The following is a 21,459-nucleotide window of genomic DNA, read 5'->3' as shown; positions in this document are numbered from 1 at the left end:
CCTTTTTTAATGGTTTAAACAATTTGAGTTCTTTGGAATAAATTAGATTTGCCAGTTAATTGGCTTATCTTTTTGGGCTCGCAATAGCTCATTCGTTTTTGAGAAATGCTGACAGCCAAAAAAGCCTCTATGCGCCGAAAGCGGCGATGGGTGTGGCCCTTTTAAAACATGATGGCGTGCACTATCTATGCCTTTCCCTTTTTTTTGTGCATGTGCACCCCATAAAATAAATACCACACCTTCGCAGTGCTTATTAATATGCGCTATTACATTATCGGTAAATTGCTCCCATCCTAAATGCTTATGTGAATGCGCTTGCCCTTGTTCAACGGTCAATACTGTATTGAGTAAAAACACGCCCTGATCTGCCCAGCTTTGCAGGTAACCATGCTCAGGAATAATAAAATCGCTGATATCGGTAGCTAACTCTTTGTACATATTTTTAAGCGACGGCGGCAGCTTTTTTACATCAGGCAATACCGAAAAACACAAGCCATGCGCTTGCCCTTCTCCGTGGTATGGGTCTTGTCCTAAAATTACAACGCGTATGTCATTAAGTGCGGTGGCATCAAAAGCACTAAAAACTTGAGCTTCAGGCGGGTAAACAGCAATACCTTCATTGCGGCGATTAGCCACATACTCTAACGTTTGCTGCATGTAAGGTTGCTGTAATTCACTTTCTAAAAATGTAGCCCAATTGCTCATTGTGTACTCTTAATCTGTTTACGTGATACGTCTATTTTATCACACATATCCGCAAGTCCATCTAGCATGCGCACAGTAAAACGATGTAATAAATCGGCATTTACGCTAATAAATTGATCATTTTTAACAGCGGGTACTTCTGGCCACTTTTGCCAATTAACAACCGGCTGTGGCGTTTTTGATTTTTCATCAGGGATAATAATAACTTGCGGCTTAGTAACAATAACATTTTCGATACTAATTTGCGGGTAATCTGTGGTGCTTTGTGCAAATACATTACTTACATGGCATGTTTCAATCAGTTGGCTTATCCATGTATTTTTACTTACTGTCATCATGGGCTCAGCCCATAACTGATAAAATCCGGTTATATTTTTTTTATCTTGCTGGCTTTTAACTATACCGTTTAGTTTTTGCGTAAATGCATTTGCCGCTTGCTGGCTTTGCTCAATATTCCCTGTAAATTCACCAAAAGTAAGTAACTCGTCGGCTACACCAGCGATTGTGGTGGGATTACTCAAATATACTTTTATACCTAAACGCTCTATTTGGGCTAAATCTTCGCTTTGATTTCCGCTTTTCCACGCAATAACTAAGTCGGGTTTAAGCGCCAATACTTTTTCAAGCGAGATGCCGTAATAACCCCCTATGCGCTCAATACTTTGGGCTTCACCTGGGAAGTCGGCGTAATCAACCGTGCCCACAATATTATCGCCCGCCCCTATGGCAAATAGGTTTTCGACAATGTGCGGTGCAAGCGCAATTATGCGCAGCTTTTTAGAATCCTTGGTCTGCTCTGCAAGTGCACTGCCCGATACACTAAAAAGCAGTAGCCCAATAAAAAACACTTTAAGCATTAGTAATCAAACCCTTCTAGCGCTTTTATACCTGAGTCGAATGCATGTTTTACATTACGCACTTCACTTACTGTATCGGCAAGGTCGGTTAAAGTGCGGTGTGCTGCACGCCCTGTAATAATAACTGACTGCATTGGCGGGCGGTTATTAAGCGCTGTTACTACTTCATCTAAATCTACGTAGCCGTATGTCACCATATACGTAAGCTCATCGAGTAATACTAAATCAATACTGCTATCAGCAAGCATACGTTTTGACTCTTGCCATGTTGCCTGCGCGGCTGCGGTATCGGCTTCTTTATTTTGCGTATCCCAAGTAAAACCGGTGTTCATTACAACAAACTCAACGCCTGCACCTTGTAATAAATTACGCTCGCCACATTCCCACGTACCTTTAATATATTGGCAAACGGCTGCTTTTTTTCCATGCCCTACGCAGCGTGCTACAACGCCAAAGCCTGAGGTTGATTTACCTTTACCGTTACCGGTGATTACCTGAAAAATACCTTTTACATCTTGCGCTGCCGCAACACGTGCATCCACTTGTTCTTTTACTTTTTGTTGGCGCTGCTTGTGCTTATCGTTATTTTGTTCAGTCATTATTGTGCCCTTCATAAATCGAGATAATTTGCTGTATATTTAAATGCGTTTCGCACATGGTTGCTAATCGTTCTAACTGCTGCTCGCGATGAGTGGCAATACTAATTGGGTTAATTGAGGCGCTTGGTTTTACCCATTTTAAAATTTGCGATGTCGCATCGGCTTCATCAAATAAGCCATGTAAATACGTACCCGCAATGGCGTTATCATCGCTAATAAAGCCATCAAACGTAAAACCATTTGGGTGGTTTTCATCAAAGGTTAAAAATGGCTTGTCAAGCGCTGTACCTTGGCTAATTCCTGCATGTATTTCGTAACCACTACAGGGTGTTGATTGGTTATTTAAAAGCAGTGTAGCGGTTATTTTAGTTAATACTTTTTGTGCTGTCAGCGTGGTTTCAAAATCGCACAGGGCAAGTCCATTTACTTGCCTTAATGACGATTCAATACCCTCGGGATCGTTGATTGTATTGCCCAGCATTTGCATGCCGCCACAAATACCAAGTACTTTGCCACCATAGCGTAAGTGGCGCTTAATTTGAGTGTCCCAGCCTTCATTTTTCAAAAAACTTAAATCACCCAGCACATTTTTACTGCCTGGGAGAATTATCAGATCAACGTCTGGGATCGTTTGCGTATGGCGCACATAATTTATATTAATGTTTGGGTGCAAACGCAGTGCATCAAAATCGGTGTGGTTACTAATGTGGGGAACAAGCAGCACTGCAATATTAATTGTGGCGTTGGTTACATTATTATCAATTGCGACAGCGTCCTCAGCATCAAGCGCGAGGTCATGCAAATAAGGTAATACGCCAAGTACGGGTTTGTTTGTGTATTCTTCAAGCCAATCTAGCCCGCCTTGCAGCAAACCTATATCGCCTCTAAAGCGGTTTATAACAAAGCCTTTTACGCGCGCTTGTTCTGACTCGCTTAACAACGCAAGTGTACCTACCAAATGTGCAAATACGCCGCCTTTATCAATATCAGCAATTATAATTACTGGGCAATCTACCTCTTCGGCGTAGCCCATATTGGCAATATCGTTTTCACGCAGGTTTATTTCAGCAGGGCTACCCGCTCCTTCAACAAGGAGTAATTCAAAGCATTTAGCTAAGCGGTTATGTGAGGTAATTACTGCATCCATCGCCACTTTTTTATAGTCGTGATATTTGCCAGCTTCCATATTACTAATGGCTTTTCCGTGAATAATCACTTGTGCGCCCGTGTCGCTATTAGGCTTAAGTAATATAGGGTTAAAATCTATTTCGGGCTCTACTTTAGCTGCTATTGCTTGCAAAGCTTGCGCACGACCAATTTCGCCGCCATCTTTTGTTACTGCGCTATTAAGTGCCATATTTTGTGGTTTAAAAGGCGCAACCTTTACCCCTCGCTTAGCAAACACCCTGCAAAGGGCAGCAACTAAAGTGCTTTTACCAGCATCTGATGTAGTGCCTTGCACCATTAAGGTTTTCATGGAATTACACCTTTCGCTTTCTAAAAAACAATAAACTCAAAAAGAATACGCTGCCAATAGCTGCAGTAATAACGCCTACGGGCAGCTCTTGGTTTTTAAGCAATGAGCGCGAAAGTACATCAACCCACACCATAAATGTACCGCCCACCAAGCTGGTTACCAGTAAGCCAGCGATGGTGCCTTGGGATATAAAAAAGCGCACAATATGCGGTATCATTAATCCTACAAACCCAATACCACCACACATAGCCACCAGCACAGCGGTAATTAACGAGCTCAAAACCAGCATGAGTATTCTAAAGCGCTGGACCCTAACACCTAATGTAATTGCGCTTTCATCGCCCAGTAACATAGCATTGAGTTGCCTTCTAAAGCTCAACATTACAAACGTACACAATGTAATTACCAACAAAGGCAACCAAAGCGTAGCCCACTGCGCACGCGCAAAGCTGCCCAGTGTCCAAAATAAAATAGCGGCTACTGCCTGAGGGTCGCTCCAATAAAGCAACAAGCTGGTAAATGCACTAAATAAAAACGATAGAGCGACGCCTGCTAATAACATTGATTCTACCTGTGCACTTTGCTGCCTACCTGCAATAAGTATTAATAAACTCATGGCGAGTAAGCTACCCAGCAATGCTGCTGCCGATAACATAAAACCTGCGCTAACGCCTGCTAGCGCCATAAGTAATACCACGCCAAATGAGGCACCCGACGATATACCAAACAAGTAAGGATCGGCTAAAGGGTTACGCGTTACCGTTTGTAAAATAAGCCCCGAAATTGCTAAACCAGAGCCAGCTAAAAAGGCGAGTAATGTGCGTGGCATTCTTAGTTCAAAAATAATACGCGTATTAAAAGACGCCTCATTTGAGAGCAAAAAACTATTAAGTACGTCTTGAAGTGAGGTCTCTGCTGCACCAAAACTAAGTGCTGCAAATAAGCTAAATAAAGCAGCTGCAACACTTACAAATAGCGCAAGTGAGTGGCGAGTATTAACTGCGCTCATATTATTTGTAACCATAAAAGTAAGTGATATGAGGGATGCTATTTCCCGATTTCGATAATTGCGGGTGGTTATTTACTTGGGCGCAGACACCAAAAACGTCGCCTAGCATGTTTTCGGTTAATACCTCACTTGGCGCGCCTGTATGTGTAATTTCACCGTTTTTAATAACCACTAGTTCATCGCACATTGCAGAAGCTAAGTTTAAATCGTGAAACGATGCAAATACCGTTACACCCAACGATTTAGCAAGTTCCATTACTTGTATTTGATATTTAACATCTAAATGGCTAGTTGGTTCGTCCATTATTAACAGCTGAGGTTGCTGGACTATCGCACGGGCTATCAAGGCACGTTGCTTTTCCCCCCCCGAAAGTGACTCAAAGCTTTGATCGCTATGATCTGCCAACCCTACAGTGTTGATAGCTTGGGTGATTTTCTGTTTATCAATGTTAGTTATTGAGCTAAATAGCGATTTATGAGGCGTTAGCCCAAGCGCAATAACGTCAAATACACTTAAGTTAAATTGCGACGGAGTTTCTTGTAAAACAACCGCTACTTTTTTTGCGTACTCATCGCTTTTTAATTGCCAAATATCGGTGTTGTTAAATTCTACAACGCCATCACTGGGTTTACTAAAACGATATAAACAACGCAATAAGCTCGATTTACCAGCGCCATTGGGACCAATCAAGCCAACAAATTTACCTGTAGTTATTTTAAGGTCTATTTTTTTGAGAATCGTTTTATTGCCAATACCCCACGATACGTTTTTAACGTTTAGTAATGGTGTATTTAATGGCGTTTGAGTGTGCAATAGTCAGTCCTAGGCTAGGGTCTGTTGATCTTTCAAGGTTAAATTTGCAACAGTCTGTTTGGTATTTAGGCAAGGCAGAGCCTATGTAGTGTGGTTATTCCCCATAAATGGGCGATAACGTAGCATTAATGCCAAACAGGCGCTGCCCAAAGGGTTCTTCCTAGGGGCTATTTACTCTTTGTTGCTCGGTTTTTACTTAGCCCACTAGGTTACAAACCTCGCGCCGCGATTAAATAGCCCCTAGTTTGAACAAATTTTAATCCGCAAAGTTCGACAGACCCTAGGTTAAACTCACCAAAAATGCGATAAAAATACTAATGCACTACAAGAAAAATGAGTAAACCCGCTCGTTAAAAGAATTCATACCAATTGCATTAAATTAGTGATTTATTATAGCGACAAATAAACAGCTTAATAACAAGGCGGAAATTATGACATATAGTTGTTCTATATGAATAATTTTTAACGAAGTTAGTAAGTTATTTAATTCACTAAAAAGATCATGTTTTTAATAAAATTGGTACTATACCATTTGTATCTGACTTAAAGCTTTGCGCTAATTACAGTTGCGGGAACAGTCGAGGACTCGCACCTCATTCCAAATTAAGCTCTATTATGGGCGGCTAAGTAAATAATTTAAAGCAAAAAAAACCGCACTCAAAAGAGTGCGGTTAAAAAGGGAGTGTTTTAACTAATTTAGCGAATAGTTAAAACTTGTATTCCATACCTAAGCCTAAGTAATCTTGGTCAACGTTGTTGTCCATGTCGAAGCCCGAGTAAAAACCAAATACTTTAATATTTTTATTTAACTTGTGATCAACACCTACTGAGATTGCTGACTTATCATCGCTGTCGTCAAAATCCATAGTTTGGTATTGCACTTTAAATGTATTGTTTCCCATTATGTAAGCTGCACTTAATAAGTACCCGTCAGCCTCTGCGCTGCCGTCTACTTTTTCTTGTGTTTGGTACATTGCGCCTACTTTAAAATCATTAATTTTACCTTGAACAGTTGCACGAACTACATCGTAGCCATTTACTTCACTATCAACACCAATTGATGCATATACTTTACTCTTTTTAAGTGAAGAATCGCCATAAGTAAGTCCTAGTGAATAGCCATTTTTTGCATCTTCATCATCTTCTGCAATAAAAGTAGCAAGTACTCTAAAATCTTCGTAAGTATTTGATGAATAAGTAACAGAATCACCTAAACGATTTTCGCCTTTAAATATACTTTTAATATCGCCTTCAAGGTCGCTAAATAAATCAACTTTACCTTGAGATAACTTAAGTGCAGTATCGTGTCGACCAACAACAACTTGGCCAAATACACCTTTTAACCCTATATATTGGTTACGCGCAGAAATATTGTCATCATTATCACCCTTTGAGTCCGCATCAGACACGTCAACTTGAAACTCAAATTTATAAACAGCCTCTAAGCCCTCTGTTATCTTTTCAGAACCTTTAAGACCAAAGCGAGAATTATTACTTTTAATTTCAGTGAACGACCCTTCACCGTCATCAGATGATTGAATAGTTACATTCGCTTTGCCGTACACGTCTACATCAGCAAGAGCATTAAAAGATAAGCCACTTAATAGCGCTAAACATAAGCTCGATTTTACAAATTTCATGTTATTTCCTTGGATAATCACAAAAGACTAATTTTAAAACAGCAGCAGTTTGTCACTGTAAAATTACAGAAATATTACAATCGAAATATTTCTGTAATTTTAAATTAATAAAAGTGCATTAAATATGAAATCAAAATAACATCGATACTCAGCAACTCATTTGTACCTATAAATTAGGCTCCAGCGTCAAGCTAGGTGTCATTTGTGATAACAAATTTACCAACGTTTCTATTAATTCTTTCTGTTCATTATCTCTATGATAGGCAATAAATACATCTCGTGACGTATTTTTTACATCTTTAACATGAAATAAATCACCTTTATTTAAATGATGCTCTACAAGTACTTGAGGAATAAACGCACTCCCGCCGCACTGTAATATTAAATCAAGTGCTATACGACCAGTACTTGTTCTGAAGTAAGGCGGCGTTTTACCTGTAAACTGACGCGCATGCCAAAGTGAAAAAGTTGTTCCCCAATCAACATATACATATTGGTTATCAAAAAAGTTTTCGTTAGTTGCAGTATCATAGCCACTCACTGGAATAATAGGCAGTTCACAAATTCGCTCTACTACTAATTCATCTACTTTAGGCGGATCAAATAAAATGGCTAAATCGAGAGTTCGCTCTAATAGCAACCGAGTGCTTTCTTGTTGTGCTTTAACTTCTGCGACTAATGACACGCCCGGCATCGCCGATACAATATTTGTTATACCAAACTGTAAAAAAGCATCCCAAATATTAGGCGTTCCTGCTAAGCTAATTTGCTTATGCATATTATCGGCAAGCGCAACATCTACTTTGGCGCGTTGCATACCCGTAATAATCATTTGAGCATGTGGCAACAAACGCTCACCCGGCGCTGTAAGTTGAATATTATTACGCTGGCGTATAAATAAATTAACCCCAAGTCCCTGCTCTAGCTGACGAATCCTAAAGCTCACCGCAGATTGGGTGATATAAAGGTTTTCGGCCGCTTTACCAAAGTGACGTGTACGCACAACTTCAACAAATGTTTTTAATAAATCTATATCCAATTTTTTATCCTCACGATAAAAATAACTTGTTTAATAAATTGCCAAACTTGCATCATACTCCAGCTAATTACTAAGGCATGAGGATAAAGCTATGAGCAATGATATTTCACTACTTCGTCAAGCATTTGTTAGCCAACGTCAGTTTTATGATGATCACAACTTCCCACGCGGTTTTAGCCGTAGTGGAAACTTCACCTTATTAGAAGCCAGCATATTAGACCAACATGGCGTTGTTTTAAAAGGCTTACACAACAAAACTATTGAGCCACAAAACGAACACCAAGAACAATTTTTAGCCGTAGCAATGGGGACTTTAGAGCCAACAAATCCGATTGAGCGTGCTTGGGTTAAATACCTTAAACTTACAACATGTAAGAGTAAGTTTCATACCCTATTTGGCCGCTCAAAAATATCAGGGCCAGCTCCTATAAGCCAAGAGTATTATTCTGAAGCAGATAACCTATAAGCTCTTCACTTATTTGCTTTTTTGCGTTTTAGCAGTTACAACTTGTATAAGCAAATACTTTTGCAAAAATATAAACAAGGTTGTGACGTGACGCGAAGAATACTAATAGTTGAAGATACGCCAACAATAGCGCGGGTGCAAAAACACATCGCGCTTAAAGCGGGTTATGAAGTAGATATAGCTGAATCTCTAACTCAAACAAAAGAACTTATCAGTAAAAATAGCTACTTTTGTGCTGTAGTTGACTTTATTTTACCTGATGCGCCTAATGGCGAAGCAGTTCCTTGTACTATCGACGCTGAAATCCCAACGATTGTAATGACGGGTAATATTGATAAAAAAACACGCGATACAGTAGAAAAATACCCTATAATTGACTACATCATCAAAGAAAATAAACAAGCGTATCAGTATCTCGAAAAACAGCTATTACGACTACCTCGAAACGAAAATGTAAAAGTACTCGTTGTTGACGACTCTTTATCCACACGACAGTACATATGTAGCTTGTTAACCCGCCATAAATATCAAACTTTACAAGCTGAAGATGGTAAACAAGCACTTGTTATGCTTGAAACATCACCTGATATCTCCGTTATTATCACTGATAATGAAATGCCTAATATGAACGGCGATGAACTATGCACAGAAATCAGGCGTTTATATGATAACGATGAAAAAGCAATAATTGGCATTTCAGGCGCTGATTCTTCAGATTTATCTACCTTATTCTTAAAGAACGGGGCAAATGATTACCTACATAAACCTTTCAATAGTGAGGAGTTTTATTGTCGATTAAGCCAAAATGTCGATATGTTAACGCTTTTAGCAACCATAAAAAACCAAGCTAATACAGACTACCTCACAAAAATCCCCAATCGTCGTTACTTTTTTGAAGAGGCTAGAAAATCCCTTAAGAAAATTGAACTTGATAACGGTAATGGCGCATTAGCTATGCTTGATATCGATCACTTTAAAGCAATTAATGATACCTATGGCCACGATGCAGGCGACGAAGTATTAAAAGGTTTATCTATTTGTTTTAGCAAATACTTTAAAAAGTATTTAGTAGCACGCTTGGGGGGTGAAGAGTTTGCTGTTTTTTTTGCCGATACCGATAAACAAGAAGCACTCAAAAAACTTGAAGGATTTAGGTACTTTATAGAAGCTAATAGCCAACAATTTAGTAAAGCCAACATTAGATTCACAATTTCTATTGGTTTTTCGTCAGGGCCTGTTTATCAAATTGATGAACTATTAAAACAGGCCGACTTAAAACTTTATGATGCAAAAGAAACTGGCCGCAACAAAATTATTAGCTAGAATAGTTAACTAGCCACTTGTGCTGTCGCCACTGCCGCTTTTTTTCGTTTGCGTGATTGATAGTAAGAATCCCAACTAAATATAGCAAGCGCACTCCAAATACATGCAAATGTAACTAATCTTTCTGCATCAAATACCTCACCGTAAAACACCACTGCGAGCATAAACATTAAGCTTGGCCCAATGTACTGAAAAAAGCCCAATGTAGTGTACTGCAAACGCTTAGCTGCGCCAGTAAAACACAATAACGGTAATGTAGTTATAATGCCCGCGCTAATTAGTAACGCATTAGTATGCCAATCGTTAGCGGGAAGGCTTGATGTGTCAGAAGGCGCCATTAACCACCAATAAACAAGCGCTACAGGTAATAATATAAGTGCCTCAAGCAATATCCCTGGCAGAGCTTCAACGGGGAGTTTTTTACGTAATAAGCCATAAAGTGCAAATGATATTGCCAATGAAAAAGCAACTACCGGAAACGAGCCAAAGCTAACGAGTTGCAATAATACTCCCGAAAACGCGAGTGCAACGGCAACGCCCTGAAACTTACGTAAACGCTCGCCTAAAAAAAGCATACCCAGCAATACATTTAACAATGGGTTTATGTAATACCCCAAGCTTGCATCCAGCATATGGTTATTATTTATCGCCCATATGAAAAGTCCCCAATTAAACCCCAGTAACGCTGAAGTAATAACAAGCATTAACACTAGTTTGGGCTGAACAATAATACGCTTTATTTTGTGCCAATATTTAAGAATACTTACCACAAGTACTAAAAAAACGACAGACCAAACAACGCGATGCATTAATATTTCAAAAGCTGACACATGCTGGATAAATTTAAAGTATATAGGTGCTAACCCCCACATCACAAATGCTAGGCAAGCAAAAACAGCGCCTTTACGCTGCTCTGTATCAATCGACATAATAAAAACACTTAGTGATACTAAAAGGTCGCTAGTTTACTCTCCATGGATTGTTTATCCAACTAAATACGTACCAGTACCAAACGCAATTTGAATAGCTTTTTCATTATGTAACTCCATTCGACATACACACACTTTGTTGCCTGAACGAATAAGCGTTGCACTCGCGGTGAACACTTCGCCTTTGCCTGGGCGTAAATAATCGGTGCGTAAATCGATGGTTCCAAGCGTAGCTAGCCTCGCTTGCACACTACCAATATCTAAGTCTGTTAATTTATCAATCACACTTGCTGCAGCAAGCATTCCTCCCACATTATCAAGCACGGCTGAAATAACACCTCCGTGTAATATTTTTTGCGCTGGATTACCAATAAATACATCCTGCCAAGGAAAGGTAATTTTTGCTTGTTCAGGACTCAGTGATTCTACCGATATTTGTAAAAACTGATTAAACGGCATGCCATTTACAAACAACGCCCCGACTTGTTCAATTAACATTTCTTTATTCATTATTATTCTCTATGCCAAAACTGGTAAGATGAGTAAAACATACATAGTGTAAAACTACGAGACTCCACTTAAATAATTCATCAAGTAACTCAGCTAAAGACATCTCGTTAAAAAACCACTAAAATACCCGCCAATGAATACATTAACACCACCTTCTAGTACGCTTGTGCGTAAACCAGAAACTGTCCTCAAACAAGTGTTTGGCTACAGCGAATTTCGCGACGGTCAAAAAGCAGTTATTGATGCAGCTATAAATGGGCATGACTCGCTTGTATTGCTACCCACAGGTGGTGGGAAATCTGTGTGTTATCAAATACCCGCTTTAGTGCTTGAAGGCGTAACCATTGTTATATCTCCGCTTATATCGCTAATGCAAGATCAGGTAACGCAACTCCAAGCACTTGGCGTAAAAGCCGCTTACGTTAATAACAGCTTAGCGCGAGAAGAACAGCAATTGGTGTATCAACAGCTTCATCAGGGGCAAATTAAGCTTTTATATGTAGCGCCTGAAAAAGTATTACAACGCGACTTTTTAGAGCGTTTATCGCATTTAAATGTGAGCTTATTTGCCATTGACGAAGCGCACTGTGTGTCGCATTGGGGTCACGATTTTAGACCTCATTACTTTCGCTTAAACGAATTAAAGCAACGTTTTGCACATGTTCCTATGATGGCGCTTACCGCCACGGCTGATAAAGCGACCCGGTTTGATATCGTTGAGCAATTAAAACTACAACAGCCTTATATTCATACTGGTAGCTTCGATCGCCCCAATATTCGCTACACCATAGAAGAAAAATTTAAACCTATGGTGCAATTGCTTCGCTACTTAAAAGAGCAAAAAAGCCAAAGCGGTATTATTTATTGCACCAGCCGCAAACGCGTAGACGACATTGCTGAAAAACTTGCAGATGCAGGGCTAAACGCTGCCGCTTACCATGCGGGTATGAGTAACGAACAACGACAATTCGTGCAAACTGGGTTTGCCCGCGACGACATTCAAATTGTAGTAGCAACTGTTGCTTTTGGGATGGGGATTAATAAACCTAACGTACGCTTTGTATTGCATTACGATATTCCAAAAAGTATAGAGTCGTACTATCAAGAAACAGGACGAGCTGGGCGAGATGGCCTTGCCGCAGAAGCCATCATGTATTTTGATCCGGCTGACATTGGTCGTGTAAGGCGCTTTTTTGAAGACATTGATGACGAACAACGTCGCCGTGTAGAAGAACAACGCTTTAACGCCATGGCTAGCTTTGCTGAAGCGCAAACGTGTCGCCGTCAAATATTGCTAAACTACTTTAGTGAATACCAGCGCGAACCTTGTGGCAACTGTGATATCTGCTTAAACCCACCTAAAAGCTTTGATGGTTCGTTAGTCGCACAGCAAGCGCTTTCGTGTGTGTATAGAGCTGAGCAACGTTTTGGCCTAGGTTATATTGTAGAATTACTTCGCGGTGCAAACACGAGCCGCATACGCGATAACAACCATCATGAGTTAAGTACTTACGGTATCGGTAAAGATAAAAGCAGTGAATTTTGGCTTAGTATTTTACGTCAACTTATTCATCAGGGTTTACTAAGCCAAGATATAACACAAGGTGCGTCACTTAGATTAACAGAAGCCGCGCGTGCAATTTTAAAAAGTGAATATGCTTTGCAATTGGCTGAACCTCGCCTGCAAGCCAAGCACGTGTACCAAGATAAATTAGCGCAATTTAATTATGATAAAAAGCTCTTTGCCCGCTTAAGAGCACTGCGTAAAGAACTTGCTGATGCCGACGATGTACCACCGTATGTAGTATTTAATGATAAAACCTTGGCTGAAATGGCGCAGCTTATGCCAACAAATGACAGTGAGTTTTTAAAAGTGTCGGGAGTTGGTTTCACTAAATTAAATAAATATGGCGGCGCCTTTTTAACTGCAATTCGTAATTACTTAGCTACAAATTAAGAGCATTATGACAAAAATAGAATACGACCATACTCATAAATGTATTGTAATTACGCCCATCGAGCCTCCGCATGACGAAGACTTTGAGCTGTGGAGTACATTATTTTTACATTCAGACGATATAACGCTCAACGAGTATTCTGCTGGTGCTGACCGTCATCAAGTTCGCTTTAGCTACCAGCAGCAAACCTTTAATTTAAACTATGAGCACTACAGCCAAAGTATTTGGATAAATGGAGAAGGCACTGAAGCCGATCATCTACTTGCTGCACTCACCTTTTATTTAAGTTAGCGGCTTTAGTTCAAAGTCCTTATATTTAATTTTCAAACTCAATACTTTTAACTTACATTTTAGTAACTATGATGTAAGCTGATATTACGGTAGTAATTTGCTACGTAGCAGTAAAGGGTTTGAATGGTAACTAAGAAATGGATCACACAGTACTGTATTAGCTTAAGTATTTTAGCCTTATTCATGCAAAGCGCATTAGCACAAACTCATGATAATACTCGTTGCCAAGTTGAAAAGTTAGACCACTCTAATAATAAAAACTTACGCCGCCAACTCAACGACGATATCTCCATTGTAAGCGCTAAACCCAATGCTAAAATTGCCACTATTTCACTTAAGCAACTCAATGTATTTAATACCGAACTCGAAGAAGAAAATAATGCATTATTTCGCTTTGCCAACCGCGCACATATTCAAACCGAACCGGATGTAATTAATAACCTCCTACTGTTTGCCACCGGCGATAAATATGATGCTAAAAAATTAGCTGAATCAGAGCGCCTCCTACGCAAAGAAAGTTACTTATATGACGCCCAAATTAGTGCAACTGAGAACTGCGATGGTGACATTGATGTAAAGGTAGTGACTCGTGATTTATGGACGCTTCTACCTGAAATAAACTTTAGCCGCAGCGGTGGTGAAAATAAATCAAGCATTGGCTTTAGAGAATCAAACCTCTTTGGTTGGGGTAAACGCCTATCGTTTTCACGCACGACTGACAGCGACCGCAATGGTTACTTATTTGTTTACGACGATCCTAATATTTTATCTACTCGCTACCGCGGCCGTCTAGAGTACGCCGATAACAGCGATGGCAAGCGCCATTTACTTGAGTTAACCTATCCATTTTACGCAATTGACACCCCTCTTAGTTACGGTATTTTAAGCTATTCAGAACAGCGCGAAGAGTCATTATATAAACGCGGCGAAGAGTTTAGCGAATTTGATCAAACTAGCGATTTAACCAGTGCATTTATAGGGCACTCTAAAGCGCTTAATAATAACTGGACCCAGCGCTTAACCTTAGGTTATACCGACGAGCAGCATACCTTTGAAGCTATAGACACCACCTTTGCACCACTTGCCGATGACAGAAGTTTAAGTTACCCATTTATAAGCGGCCACTGGTTTGAAGATAACTTTATAAAAGTACGCAATTTCGACAGTATGTACCGCACTGAAGATTTAAACCTAGGCTGGAATGTTAAAGCCCTTGTTGGTTACTCTGATGAATCTTTGAGTGATGATGATAGTCGTGCTATTTATTCATTAAATTTTAAAAAAGCACATTTTTCTGGCGATAATACTCTATGGCGTTTTAACACTGACATTGAAGGATATTGGAATAAAGAACACAAACAATTAGAAAACTTTAGGGCCACTAGTCAAATTCAATACTACTTAAACACCAGTGTTGATCAATCGTGGTATGTAAAAGGGCGTTTGCAATATGCTAAAAACTTAACTGCCGACCAACAACTTACTTTAGGTGGTGAAACTGGTTTACGAGGCTACCCTATGGATTATCAACACGGCGATCGCAGTTTTTTAGTTAGTTTAGAAAAACGCTATTATTGGGAGTACGATTTGCTTCAGCTATTTAAAGTAGGTGGCGCTGGGTTTATTGACGTTGGCCGAGCGTGGTTTAACGACAAAGATAATGGCGAGAACGATCACGTACTTAAAAATGTTGGCATAGGTTTACGCTTAGCCCCAAGCAGAGCTAACGCAGGTACTATGATCCACATTGACATCGCCGCACCGCTTGATAGTTATGACGATGTAGACTCAGTACAATGGTTAGTTAATGTGAAAAAATCTTTTTAAATAACTATTTCGCATCATCTTAAAACGTTAAACTAATTACTTAATTATTACTTACTCCCCATATGAGAATGTATTTTGGAACCGTTAGAGATTTTAGATTTTTTTGGTACACAATATAAACTGATTGTGACCCTGATCGCCTTACTACTTTATCCGTTGCTATTAAAGCTGACTAAAAAGCTTCTCGAAAAAACCATTAAGGGTAAAGTAGATTTACATCACAAATCGCGCGCAGAACTACTGCTTAAAATAATACTTGCCTGTGTAATGATATGCTTAGTACTGGTATTTTGGGGCATTGAATTACGTGGCTTACTTGTACTTGGCTCCTCATTATTTGCCATGCTAGGTGTTGCACTTTTTGCCGCATGGTCGTTATTAAGTAACTTAACTGCATTCTTATTAATGTTTATTCAAAACGACTGCCGCGTTGGTTATTGGGTACGAATTATTGATGGCGCGAATCATGTTGAAGGTCGCATTGTCGAAATGGGTTTGATGAATGTAGTACTTGAACACATTGATGGCCATCGTGTTATTTATCCTAACAATTTATTTGTGACGCGCCCTGTCATGGTTTTAAATAAAGAACCAAAACCAACAAAAACGCCTGTTATAAAGCGTATTATTGGCCCTAAAAAAACATAGTTAAAAAATAATAGTCACAAAAAAGCCGCAGAAGGTAATTACCTTCTGCGGCTTTTTAATGCTTAACTAAACAGAATTTAAGTTAACGATTAATTATTTAGTTCCGCAGTTTTAAGTTCGTCATCTAAATCATTTATTTCGTCTATAAAGCTCTCTAGCTGCTGCTCAACTAAACCATTGTCACTCGCAAAGTAAGCTAGATGAAAGACTGCATCGCCCTCATTTACTAATGGCATCGTTTGTTGGCCAATAACAATCCCACCTTTAGGTGCTAAAAGCTCAAGTTCAGAGTCACCCAACGGACTACTAATATAAGCAAGTATTTGGCCCTTAATTACACGTTCGCCCAATGATACTTGAGCACGAACAATGCCATCAACTTCTGCGCGTATCCAACTTGTAGAACCTGCAATAATCGGATCTGGTAATTTTTTCGGGCGTTTGCCACGAATCATTTTTAAATGACGCATAACATAATCAACGCCCTGCACACCGGCTGCAATTGCAATAGGATCAAATCGTAGTGCTTCACCTGCTTCATAGGTTATAACAGGTATGCCTAAGTTAGCCGCTTCGCTGCGAAGAGAGCCATTACGCAGTGATGCATCTATAACCGCTGGCGTGCCAAATGCTTTAGCCATTTCAGCTGTTGCTTCATCTGCTAAATTAGCACGAATTTGTGGCAAATTAGTCCGGTGAATAGCCCCCGTATGTAAATCAATGATATGCGTACAATGTACTGCTACTTGATTAAAAAACATATAAGCCATACGTCCTGCTAACGAGCCACGTTCAGAGCCTGGAAAACTGCGGTTCATATCACGTCGATCTGGTAAGTAACGCGATTTATGAATAAAGCCAAACACATTCACAATAGGCACAGCGATTAACGTGCCACGTAACTGACTAGGATCTATTTTAGCAAGTAACTGGCGTACAACTTCTACGCCATTTAATTCATCACCATGAATAGCAGCACAGACCATTAGCACAGGTCCTTCCATTACACCATTCACCACTTCTATAGGAATATTAAGTGGTGAATGGGTGTAAAGCTTTGCGGCTTCTAAGGCAAGCGTTTTACGCTCGCCTACGCCAATCTGTTCACCTAATAAGGTAAAAGGACGGTTAATTTTAACCTTTGCCACGTGTTGCTGTTCCTTTACTTGAAGCATTCTTTTCGATGAAGTCAATCACCATACCTGCAATATCTTTACCTGTTGCGATCTCAATACCCTCAAGACCAGGTGATGAGTTTACTTCCATCACAAGTGGCCCACGAGATGAGCGAAGTAAATCGACACCAGCCACATTTAAGCCCATTGATTTAGCGGCTGCAACTGCTGTTTTACGCTCCTCAGGAGTAATACGTACTAATGTCGCGCTACCACCACGGTGAAGATTAGAACGGAACTCACCTTCTTGTGCTTGGCGCTTCATTGCTGCAATTACTTTATCGCCCAATACGAAACAACGAATATCTGCACCACCTGCCTCTTTAATATATTCCTGAACCATAATATTAGCTTTTAAGCCCATAAATGCTTCAATAACACTTTCAGCCGCTTTACGCGTCTCAGCAAGTACAACACCAATGCCCTGTGTACCTTCAAGTAATTTAATTACAACAGGTGCACCGCCTACCATTTCTAGTAAGTCTTTTACATCATCTGGTTTGCTAGCAAAACCTGTTACTGGCATACCAACGCCTTTGCGCGAAAGTAACTGAAGCGAGCGCAATTTGTCGCGCGAACGAGAAATTGCCACGGATTCGTTTACAGGGTAGACACCCATCATTTCAAACTGACGAAGTACCGAGCAACCATAAAATGTAACCGATGCACCAATACGCGGGACGATTGCGTCAAATTCTTTTAAATTTTCACCGCGATAGTGAATTTCTGGTTGCTCTGAATTTATATTCATATAACAGCGTAGTGCGTCGATTACTTTAACTTCATGGCCACGCTCTTCTGCCGCTTCGATTAAACGACGTGTTGAATATAATTTTTTGTTACGAGATAAAATACCGATTTTCATAGTTAAAACCTTAACTAAATTGTATGCATTAATTATTTATGGCTGATTTTCAGACATAAAATTCAATACTTTTATAATAAATGAGATAAAGCCGTGTCAACAATGACACGATTTTCCATGGCTGTACGCCCTAATAACATTCTAAACTTCATTGTTGCTCGACTGGTTAAAGTCATCTCTATAGGCCAGCTATGCTTACCCGCATGCAATGTTGTTTCTATAAAATAACGTAATTCTTTTTGTCCACTTGAGCTTGTTACGTTTTTTATTTTTTTAACCTTTGCATTACAAGTGATTTTCGTTTGTTCATCATCTTGCAATGGCTGGGCTGTAAACTTAACCCATTTTTCTCCATCAACTTCGTACTCTTCAATGTTAATAGCATGAATACATGATGTACGAGCGCCTGTATCAATTTTAGCTTTTATTCGCTCAATACCCAGTTCAGGTAAGCTCAACCACTCACGCCAACCAATAGTGATCTTTGTCGTCATAAATGTGCCCTTAATAAAAAAGTGACTTATACGCTACAGGTAAAAAAACACCAACAAAATAAATTTATCCCGTCGACAAGTGAATTTGATTGATAAATATCGACCGCAAACTTCACTATATTTTTCTACTGCACAGTTAACTATCTTGGTTTGCTAGCAATTTAATTCACACCAAATTTATGCTTTATTAATTTAAAAACTAACTTATTAAAAATAAAGATAAGTCTATTTTGATTAAGTAGATACACTATAGTTAACAGTATTAAAAATACACTATTATGAGAAACTAATATGATTAATGGTTTACTCCACGCCCTAGTTCTTGACGAACGAGGTGGTGCACGCCCCATTTCAAACACTGATGAGCTACATAATTGGAAACCTGGACAGGGTAAGCTCTGGGTACACATGGATTACAGTCAAACAGAAGTCGTTACATGGCTTAAAAATTGTGATTTTTTAACAGATTACGAGCTAGAGTCGTTAACCGCAGATGAGACTCGCCCACGTATTACATCTGCCACAAATGGTCACATGCTATTTTTACGCGGGGTGAATTTAAATCCGGCGCAAAGCCCTGAAGATATGGTATCAATTCGCTTTTTCATTAATGAAGATATTGTAATTACGACACGTAAACGTCGATTATTATCAATTCAAGATATTTTAACATCGTTTAGTAGTAATACCGGCCCATGCAACATATCGGAATTAGTATGCGCAATAGCACAAAAATTGACATCACGAATGCAAAGCGTCATTGATTCGCTTGATGAAACATTAGATGATTTTGAAGAAGAAATAGACGAACCAAGTAAACCTTTTGATAACCAAGGGTTATCGCAACTGCGTCGCCAAACAATCGCCTTAAAGCGCTACTTAAGGCCGCAAAAAGAAGCATTAAGCAGTATGGTGAACAACCACTATCCATGGTTATTTGATGACGATAAAGCAAAGTTAAATGAAACGACAAATTTGCTTATTCGCTATCTAGAAGAGCTAGATAGTGCCATAGAACGGGCACAAATTATTCAACAAACAATCACAAACCAAGTGTCTGAGCAATTAAATCAGCGCATGTACGTCATGTCGGTTGTCGCTGCTTTATTCTTACCTCTGGGGTTTTTAACTGGCTTATTAGGTGTGAACGTAGGGGGCATACCTGGCACAGAGAGTCCATATGCATTTACGTTATTTGTGGTTTTTTTAATCGTATTAACGGGCAGTATTGGCATTTACTTTAAAAACAAAAAATGGTTATAAATTAAATTCATATACTATCAACGAGTATAAAAGCCACTCTACTTTGAATTAAAGTGGCTTTATAAATAATACTTAATTATTTAGTTACTCGAGTATAGCTAACATTTGTCATTGTGATTTTAGATTTAGTAATACCTAAATCTTTAAAGCACTCTTTAAAGGAGTTTGAATTACCCGATTCACCACAATTATCTAATGTATATGGGTCTTGCGATTGTAGGTAGTTACCAAATTTGAAGTAAGATTCGGAATCATCTTCGACCGGAATACCAAAAGTACTGCCAAGTGCGGTTACATCAACATCACCGTAATTATTCACAACTTTTAAATTAAATGAACCACCACTGGTTATAGTACCTAGTGCAAACTTTTCTTCATTACCACTGGTGTTACGCAAACGTACATACACGTCAAAAACACCATTATTTGCAGTACTATCATCAAAACCTGACTCTGACGAATCAGACACATACACTTTCATAATAGTGCCTGTATCACTTGCATGGTGTTGGGCAACAATAGTTTTTCCACCATCGGACATTTCAACTTTAACATTAGCTTCAAATACTTCGTAAGTGTCAGTCATCGCAACACGTAAATTAGATTTAACTTTATACTCATGACGCCAACCATTTCCATTAGGCGTAATATGTTGCGCTTCTAATGGCACAAATACTAATGTGCTATCGTTAACCAATGGATTAGGATTATCCCCCTCTAAATCAAAAATACTACCACTTGTAATACTGCTTGGAATATTACTTCCGCCACCAGTATCACCGCCGCCAGTGTCACCCCCACCAGTGTCACCCCCACCAGAGCCGCCACTGCTTAGCGTAAAATCATCAAAACGTACATCATTCGAACTATTATTATGTTTAGCAAAAACTTGTAATGAATCCGTATTCGCAGAAGTAAAGGTTTTAGATACTTTAGTCCACGAAGAAACATCAAACTTCTCGCTTTTAAACAAACCATTCAGATCATTGACTCCAATTTCACCTTTGCCTAGTACGTACGCACTTAATGTGTATTGAGTGTTTCTTTCTATATCAACAACTTGATGTACACGACCAGGGCTACCTTGAATTTTTAAGGATTTGGATCCTTTGTAAGCACTTCCCGAAATAGCTGCTGGTTCGACTTCATTCCAATTACTCCAGCCGTCTTCAAAACCAGCATTATTAATCGTTGCTGCTTGCAAAAAACTTGAGCTTGTAGTCATTATTGCAAAAATAAATAGGGATTTTTGATTAATCATTATCTTCATTTCTCCGAACCTGCACATGAAAATAATCTAACTGCCTAGTTTAGTGGCATTTCCACCGAACCTAGATCACCGCCTGTAAACAGGTTTCAACTTGTGTTTGTGTTTGTGTAACTGGTAATTTAATTTTAGATAAAAACCAATAACTGGACTTACAAAAATAAATTACCAATTGATATTGCCAGTGTGGCGAGACACAAGTTATATATCTTGTAATAAATTTGCAATAATTAATTAAATAGGTAATAAGTATTAATACCATTTCTATTTCAGATTAAATACACACTAAAAATGATTTAAAAC

21 protein-coding genes and 1 riboswitch are annotated in these 21,459 nt (G+C 39.2%); of the genes, 7 read left to right on the top strand and 14 right to left on the bottom strand.

The annotated features are described in order from the left end of the window. Positions 1-42: 42 nt before the first annotated feature. From ung to LOS73_RS02775, 8 genes are all read right to left on the bottom strand, one after another. Complete coding sequence (gene ung, locus LOS73_RS02810; RefSeq protein WP_007376482.1) at positions 43-705, bottom strand: uracil-DNA glycosylase; 663 nt, start codon at positions 703-705, stop codon at positions 43-45. After that, positions 702-1,562: a cobalamin-binding protein gene (locus tag LOS73_RS02805; RefSeq protein WP_457934443.1), complete on the bottom strand. Its 861-nt coding sequence runs from the start codon at positions 1,560-1,562 to the stop codon at positions 702-704. Before LOS73_RS02805 ends, ung begins: the two co-directional genes overlap by 4 nt. Beyond that, entirely contained in the window at positions 1,562-2,161 is a 600-nt protein-coding gene (cobO, locus tag LOS73_RS02800) for a cob(I)yrinic acid a,c-diamide adenosyltransferase (RefSeq protein WP_007376484.1), read from the bottom strand. The genes LOS73_RS02805 and cobO overlap by 1 nt, the downstream gene beginning before the upstream one ends. Then, complete coding sequence (locus tag LOS73_RS02795; protein WP_457934442.1) at positions 2,154-3,638, bottom strand: cobyric acid synthase; 1,485 nt, start codon at positions 3,636-3,638, stop codon at positions 2,154-2,156. The genes cobO and LOS73_RS02795 overlap by 8 nt, the downstream gene beginning before the upstream one ends. A 4-nt stretch (positions 3,639-3,642) precedes the next feature. Then, the gene (locus tag LOS73_RS02790) at positions 3,643-4,647 is read right to left on the bottom strand and encodes a FecCD family ABC transporter permease (RefSeq protein WP_033031364.1); all 1,005 of its coding nucleotides are present in this window, start codon (positions 4,645-4,647) and stop codon (positions 3,643-3,645) included. A gap of 1 nt (position 4,648) precedes the next feature. Beyond that, the gene (locus LOS73_RS02785) at positions 4,649-5,461 is read right to left on the bottom strand and encodes an ABC transporter ATP-binding protein (RefSeq protein WP_033031366.1); all 813 of its coding nucleotides are present in this window, start codon (positions 5,459-5,461) and stop codon (positions 4,649-4,651) included. Positions 5,462-5,973: 512 nt separating this feature from the next. Continuing rightward, a riboswitch (cobalamin riboswitch) is annotated at positions 5,974-6,125 on the bottom strand. 43 nt (positions 6,126-6,168) lie between these two features. After that, positions 6,169-7,101 carry a porin gene (locus tag LOS73_RS02780; protein ID WP_033031368.1) on the bottom strand — a complete coding sequence of 311 codons (933 nt, stop codon included), beginning with the start codon at positions 7,099-7,101 and terminating at the stop codon, positions 6,169-6,171. Between the two features lie 166 nt (positions 7,102-7,267). Next, a complete protein-coding gene (locus LOS73_RS02775; protein WP_033031370.1) occupies positions 7,268-8,140 on the bottom strand; it encodes a LysR family transcriptional regulator in 873 nt (290 codons plus the stop codon). 91 nt (positions 8,141-8,231) lie between these two features. On the opposite strand from LOS73_RS02775, the gene LOS73_RS02770 reads away from it, so the two are divergent. Both LOS73_RS02770 and LOS73_RS02765 read left to right on the top strand, forming a co-directional pair. Further along, entirely contained in the window at positions 8,232-8,606 is a 375-nt protein-coding gene (locus tag LOS73_RS02770; protein WP_007376490.1) for a MaoP family protein, read from the top strand. An 87-nt stretch (positions 8,607-8,693) separates the two neighbouring features. Further along, the gene (locus tag LOS73_RS02765) at positions 8,694-9,929 is read left to right on the top strand and encodes a response regulator (protein ID WP_033031400.1); all 1,236 of its coding nucleotides are present in this window, start codon (positions 8,694-8,696) and stop codon (positions 9,927-9,929) included. A 5-nt stretch (positions 9,930-9,934) separates the two neighbouring features. On the opposite strand, the gene rarD is transcribed toward LOS73_RS02765, so the two are convergent. Both rarD and LOS73_RS02755 read right to left on the bottom strand, forming a co-directional pair. Next, complete coding sequence (rarD, locus tag LOS73_RS02760; protein ID WP_033031372.1) at positions 9,935-10,858, bottom strand: EamA family transporter RarD; 924 nt, start codon at positions 10,856-10,858, stop codon at positions 9,935-9,937. 54 nt (positions 10,859-10,912) lie between these two features. Next, positions 10,913-11,368, bottom strand: coding sequence for a thioesterase family protein (locus LOS73_RS02755; RefSeq protein ID WP_007376493.1), 456 nt, complete (start codon positions 11,366-11,368; stop codon positions 10,913-10,915). A 133-nt stretch (positions 11,369-11,501) separates the two neighbouring features. On the opposite strand from LOS73_RS02755, the gene recQ reads away from it, so the two are divergent. The 4 genes from recQ (at position 11,502) to LOS73_RS02735 (ending at position 16,092) form a co-directional block, all read left to right on the top strand. Next, positions 11,502-13,325 carry a DNA helicase RecQ gene (recQ, locus tag LOS73_RS02750; protein WP_457934441.1) on the top strand — a complete coding sequence of 608 codons (1,824 nt, stop codon included), beginning with the start codon at positions 11,502-11,504 and terminating at the stop codon, positions 13,323-13,325. A 7-nt stretch (positions 13,326-13,332) separates the two neighbouring features. Then, positions 13,333-13,617 carry a DUF3630 family protein gene (locus LOS73_RS02745; protein WP_007376495.1) on the top strand — a complete coding sequence of 95 codons (285 nt, stop codon included), beginning with the start codon at positions 13,333-13,335 and terminating at the stop codon, positions 13,615-13,617. Positions 13,618-13,740: 123 nt separating this feature from the next. Further along, complete coding sequence (locus tag LOS73_RS02740; protein WP_457934440.1) at positions 13,741-15,444, top strand: BamA/TamA family outer membrane protein; 1,704 nt, start codon at positions 13,741-13,743, stop codon at positions 15,442-15,444. A 75-nt stretch (positions 15,445-15,519) separates the two neighbouring features. Beyond that, complete coding sequence (locus LOS73_RS02735; protein WP_007376497.1) at positions 15,520-16,092, top strand: mechanosensitive ion channel domain-containing protein; 573 nt, start codon at positions 15,520-15,522, stop codon at positions 16,090-16,092. A gap of 89 nt (positions 16,093-16,181) precedes the next feature. Here LOS73_RS02735 and LOS73_RS02730 read toward each other — a convergent pair whose 3' ends face one another. The 3 genes from LOS73_RS02730 to LOS73_RS02720 all read right to left on the bottom strand — a co-directional run bounded on the left by LOS73_RS02730 (position 16,182) and on the right by LOS73_RS02720 (position 18,626). Further along, positions 16,182-17,240 carry a succinylglutamate desuccinylase/aspartoacylase family protein gene (locus LOS73_RS02730; protein ID WP_007376498.1) on the bottom strand — a complete coding sequence of 353 codons (1,059 nt, stop codon included), beginning with the start codon at positions 17,238-17,240 and terminating at the stop codon, positions 16,182-16,184. After that, a complete protein-coding gene (gene rimK, locus LOS73_RS02725) occupies positions 17,227-18,132 on the bottom strand; it encodes a 30S ribosomal protein S6--L-glutamate ligase (RefSeq protein ID WP_033040841.1) in 906 nt (301 codons plus the stop codon). Before rimK ends, LOS73_RS02730 begins: the two co-directional genes overlap by 14 nt. 71 nt (positions 18,133-18,203) lie before the next feature. Further along, entirely contained in the window at positions 18,204-18,626 is a 423-nt protein-coding gene (locus LOS73_RS02720; RefSeq protein ID WP_007376500.1) for an ATP-dependent zinc protease family protein, read from the bottom strand. 291 nt (positions 18,627-18,917) lie between these two features. On the opposite strand from LOS73_RS02720, the gene LOS73_RS02715 reads away from it, so the two are divergent. Further along, on the top strand, positions 18,918-19,889 hold the full coding sequence (locus LOS73_RS02715; RefSeq protein ID WP_033015796.1) for a zinc transporter ZntB: 972 nt from the start codon (positions 18,918-18,920) through the stop codon (positions 19,887-19,889). A 76-nt stretch (positions 19,890-19,965) separates the two neighbouring features. Here LOS73_RS02715 and LOS73_RS02710 read toward each other — a convergent pair whose 3' ends face one another. Next, the gene (locus tag LOS73_RS02710; protein ID WP_033031384.1) at positions 19,966-21,150 is read right to left on the bottom strand and encodes a polysaccharide lyase family 7 protein; all 1,185 of its coding nucleotides are present in this window, start codon (positions 21,148-21,150) and stop codon (positions 19,966-19,968) included. Positions 21,151-21,459: the final 309 nt, after the last annotated feature.

The organism is Pseudoalteromonas sp. SCSIO 43210, assembly GCF_054133285.1.
Note: the sequence above shows the minus strand (reverse complement) of the source record. Positions and strands in the feature narration are given on the sequence as shown.

Bases quoted from the DNA above. Each gene is read 5' to 3' on its own strand.
- ung (WP_007376482.1), bottom strand. From the start codon at position 705: ATGAGCAATTGGGCTACATTTTTAGAAAGTGAATTACAGCAACCTTAC.
- recQ (WP_457934441.1), top strand. From the start codon at position 11,502: ATGAATACATTAACACCACCTTCTAGTACGCTTGTGCGTAAACCAGAA.
- LOS73_RS02805 (WP_457934443.1), bottom strand. From the start codon at position 1,562: ATGCTTAAAGTGTTTTTTATTGGGCTACTGCTTTTTAGTGTATCGGGC.
- LOS73_RS02790 (WP_033031364.1), bottom strand. From the start codon at position 4,647: ATGAGCGCAGTTAATACTCGCCACTCACTTGCGCTATTTGTAAGTGTT.
- rarD (WP_033031372.1), bottom strand. From the start codon at position 10,858: ATGTCGATTGATACAGAGCAGCGTAAAGGCGCTGTTTTTGCTTGCCTA.
- LOS73_RS02755 (WP_007376493.1), bottom strand. From the start codon at position 11,368: ATGAATAAAGAAATGTTAATTGAACAAGTCGGGGCGTTGTTTGTAAAT.
- LOS73_RS02720 (WP_007376500.1), bottom strand. From the start codon at position 18,626: ATGACGACAAAGATCACTATTGGTTGGCGTGAGTGGTTGAGCTTACCT.
- LOS73_RS02745 (WP_007376495.1), top strand. From the start codon at position 13,333: ATGACAAAAATAGAATACGACCATACTCATAAATGTATTGTAATTACG.
- LOS73_RS02710 (WP_033031384.1), bottom strand. From the start codon at position 21,150: ATGATTAATCAAAAATCCCTATTTATTTTTGCAATAATGACTACAAGC.
- LOS73_RS02715 (WP_033015796.1), top strand. From the start codon at position 18,918: ATGATTAATGGTTTACTCCACGCCCTAGTTCTTGACGAACGAGGTGGT.
- LOS73_RS02740 (WP_457934440.1), top strand. From the start codon at position 13,741: ATGGTAACTAAGAAATGGATCACACAGTACTGTATTAGCTTAAGTATT.
- rimK (WP_033040841.1), bottom strand. From the start codon at position 18,132: ATGAAAATCGGTATTTTATCTCGTAACAAAAAATTATATTCAACACGT.
- cobO (WP_007376484.1), bottom strand. From the start codon at position 2,161: ATGACTGAACAAAATAACGATAAGCACAAGCAGCGCCAACAAAAAGTA.
- LOS73_RS02795 (WP_457934442.1), bottom strand. From the start codon at position 3,638: ATGAAAACCTTAATGGTGCAAGGCACTACATCAGATGCTGGTAAAAGC.
- LOS73_RS02770 (WP_007376490.1), top strand. From the start codon at position 8,232: ATGAGCAATGATATTTCACTACTTCGTCAAGCATTTGTTAGCCAACGT.
- LOS73_RS02780 (WP_033031368.1), bottom strand. From the start codon at position 7,101: ATGAAATTTGTAAAATCGAGCTTATGTTTAGCGCTATTAAGTGGCTTA.